This window comes from Dietzia sp. DQ11-44 (genome assembly GCF_014145205.1).
GTDB lineage: Bacteria > Actinomycetota > Actinomycetes > Mycobacteriales > Mycobacteriaceae > Dietzia > Dietzia natronolimnaea.
On the sequence record NZ_JAALEC010000087.1, the window covers coordinates 1 to 3,571 of the forward strand.

Genomic DNA, 3,571 nt, shown 5'->3' on the forward strand with positions numbered 1-3,571 from the left:
CGCTCGCCCTGGCGGGTGCTGGGCGTCGACCCCGACGTGCGGCGGTTGGCGGACCTCGTGGCCGGCTCGTGAGCCGTCGGCGCCACGGATTCCCCGTCCACCGAGCCGAGCCGTGGGCCCGGCCCGTCGGTGCGGCCGGGTAAGGTCTCCATGGACACATGCCGACACTCACGCCGACACAAGTGGTGACAATGACCCCGAAGATCCTCGTCGTCGACGACGACGCCGCACTGGCAGAGATGCTCACCATCGTCCTGCGGGGCGAGGGGTTCGAGACCGAGGTCGTGGGCGACGGCGTCCAGGCCATCGAGACCTTCCGGGCGGTCCAGCCCGATCTGGTCCTGCTCGACCTCATGCTCCCGGGCCGGAGCGGGATCGACGTGTGTCGGGACATCCGCGGCGAGTCCAGGGTGCCGATCGTCATGCTCACGGCCAAGACGGACACCGTGGACGTGGTCCTGGGGTTGGAGTCCGGAGCCGACGACTACATCATGAAGCCGTTCAAGCCCAAGGAGCTCGTGGCCCGCATCCGGGCGCGTCTGCGCCGGGGTGAGGACGAACCGAGTGAACTCCTGCACATCGGTGATGTGACGATCGACGTGCCCGCCCACACCGTGACGCGTGAGGGCACGCCGATCCCGCTCACGCCGTTGGAGTTCGACCTGTTGGTGGAGCTCGCCCGCAAGCCCCGCCAGGTCTTCACCCGCGAGGTCCTGCTCGAACACGTCTGGGGCTACCGTCACTCGGCCGACACCCGGCTGGTCAACGTGCACGTCCAGCGCCTGCGCGCGAAGATCGAGAAGGACCCGGAGAACCCCGAGGTCGTCCTCACCGTGCGCGGAGTCGGGTACAAGGCCGGTCCGGTCTCGTGACCGCACGTCGCCCGGACGACGCGGCGGCGTCCTCCGGCGACGAGCGCGACACCCGGGACATGACCGACTCGTCGTCGACCCTCCTGGAGCGGATCCGGGAACTGGACCTCACCGTCCTGGGGATGCGGTTCGCGCGCATGTGGCGGCGATCCCTCCAGCTCCGGGTGGTCACCTCGACCCTCGCGCTGTCCATGGGCGTGATCCTCACGATCGCGTTCATGCTGCAGAGCCAGATGGCCGCGCAGTTGCTCTCGACCAAACTGGACGCCGCGGTCGAGCAGGCTGGCCGGCTGCGGGTCACCGTCGAGGCGCAGATCGCCGCGACCGACGAGGGGACCAGTGAGCAGTCCCGCCTCGACCAGGCGCGCAGCGCACTGGGGGAGCGGGGCATCGCCTCCGACGGGGAGTTGGTGCACGCGGGCACCTTCGACCCGATCCTGGTGGTGCCCGACCAGACCGGGCGCGGGCAGGTCGTCAGCCCGGCCGACTCGCAGGTGCCCCCGGAGTTGCAGTCGCTGGTCCAGCGGGGCCGGGTCGCCTACCAGTACGTCACGGTCGACTTCCGGGGAGAGCCCGCCAAGGCGCTGATCATCGGGACGCCGACGGACTCGTCGATCCCCGGGCTCGAGCTCTACCTGGTCTATCCGCTCATCGCCGAGGAACAGACGCTCGGGATCATGCGCGGGATCGTCGCGACCGCCGGCCTGGCGATCATCGTGCTCAGTGCGGCGATCGCGTGGATGGTCGCACGGCAGGTGGTGCTGCCGGTCCGCCAGGCGGCGTCGATCGCGCAGCGGTTCGCCAACGGTCACCTCAAGGAACGGATGGTGATCCGGGGAGAGGACGACGTCGCCCGACTGGCGATGGCGTTCAACGACATGGCACAGAGCCTGTCCGACCAGATCACCCAGCTGGAGGAGTTCGGCGACCTGCAGAAGCGTTTCACCTCGGACGTCTCGCACGAGCTGCGCACCCCGCTGACCACTGTCCGGATGGCGGCGGACATCATCTCCGACTCCGCCGGTGACCTCGACCCCCCGACCAAGCGGGCCGTCGAGCTGCTGGAGTCCGAACTCGACCGGTTCGAGAGCCTTCTCACCGACCTCCTGGAGGTCTCCCGCCACGACGCCGGAATGGCCGAGCTCTCGGTGACCGCGCTGGACGTGCGGGGGGCGGTCGAGGACGCGGTGTCCACCGTGTCGCACATCGCGGAGTCGGCGGGCGTACAGGTCGAGCTGGACATGCCGGCCGAGCCGGTGGTGGCCGAGGTGGACTCCCGACGGGTGGAGCGCATCCTGCGCAACCTGGTGGCCAACGCACTCGACCACTCGGAGTCCAAGCCCGTCCGGGTGACCCTCCGCGGGTCCGAGGCGGCGCTCGCGGTCTCGGTGCGCGATCACGGCGTGGGGCTCAAGCCCGGCGAGGAGTCGCTCGTGTTCAACCGCTTCTGGCGGGCGGATCCCTCCCGGGTCCGTCGGTCGGGCGGGACCGGACTCGGTCTGGCGATCGCGCTCGAGGACGCCAAGCTGCACGGCGGCCGGCTGGACTGCTGGGGCAGCCCCGGGGAGGGGTCGTGCTTCCGGCTGACCATCCCCCGGCGCCACGGGGGCACCCTCACCTCGAGCCCGCTGCCGTTGACCCCGGAGGACGAGGCGCGGCTGGTGAGCACCGGGTCCCCGACCCCGCTGGACCGCGTCCCCGGGACCGAGGAGGCCCGCTCGTGAACCGTGTGCGGGCTCTGGTCGCGGCGGTGGCGCTGGTCTGCGTGGCCGCGCTCGGTGCCACCGGGTGCGCGACGCTGCCCTCGTCGTCGTCGCCCCAGGTCATCGACACCTTCTCGCCGTCCGGGGCCGGCCTGGCCGTCCCCACCCCGGTGCCCGACCAGGAGCCGGACCTCCTCGTCCGGGACTTTCTCAAGGCGGCCGCGATCGCCGACCAGCGACACGCGGCGGCCCGTCAGTTCCTCACCCCGGAGGCGGCCGAGACCTGGGACGACTCCGCCGAGACGACGATCGTCCTCCGGGCGGACCTCAGCGCGGAGGGTGGACGGGGCGCGGACCGGGCCGAGTACACGCTGCGCGCCGAGAAGGTCGGCTCACTCGACCCCGGCGGCATCTTCAGGGAGGACGTGGGGCAGCTGGAGGTGACCATCGGCCTGGCCCGGCGGGACGGCCAGTGGCGCATCGACCGGTTGCCCCCGGGGGTCGTGATCGAACGGACCGAGTTCGTCTCCACCTACGCCCAGCGTGACCTGTTCTTCCTCTCCGGATCCGGGGACTCGCTGGTCCCCGACACGCGGTGGACGGCCGCGGACCGGACCGACCTGGGTTTCTCGCTGGTCAACCTGCTCGCCACCGGGCCCCGCCCCGGGCTCGAGTCCGCCGTGCTGTCCCGGGTCCCCTCCTCGGTGTCGGTCCGCCCCGACGAGACCACCGAGGGGGAGGACGTCAGCGGGACCTCCATCGACTTCACCGGACTCCCGGTGCTGAGCAGCCAGGCCACCACACAGTTCGCCGCCCAGGTCGTGTGGACCCTGGCCCGCGCGGATGTGCCCGGTCCGTACCGACTCGAACGGGACGGCGCGCCCCTGGACGAGCGCTTCGTGGACGGGTGGACGACGGAGGACGTCCGGACGTTCGACCCCTATCCGCCGGTGGAGCCCATGCGCAACGCGCTCACGGCCGCCGATGGCCTGGTGC

At 71.3% G+C, this 3,571-nt stretch carries 3 protein-coding genes; all 3 read left to right on the plus strand.

The genetic code is table 11. The annotated features are described in order from the left end of the window. Positions 1–182 precede the first annotated feature (182 nt). Complete coding sequence (gene mtrA / locus G6018_RS02650; RefSeq protein WP_179526178.1) at positions 183–872, plus strand: MtrAB system response regulator MtrA; 690 nt, start codon at positions 183–185, stop codon at positions 870–872. Beyond that, the gene (gene mtrB, locus G6018_RS02655; protein ID WP_182638643.1) at positions 869–2,596 is read left to right on the plus strand and encodes an MtrAB system histidine kinase MtrB; all 1,728 of its coding nucleotides are present in this window, start codon (positions 869–871) and stop codon (positions 2,594–2,596) included. The genes mtrA and mtrB overlap by 4 nt, the downstream gene beginning before the upstream one ends. Beyond that, positions 2,593–3,571: GerMN domain-containing protein (locus G6018_RS02660; protein WP_182638644.1), on the plus strand; the 979-nt coding region annotated here is incomplete at its 3' end. The genes mtrB and G6018_RS02660, both read left to right, overlap by 4 nt.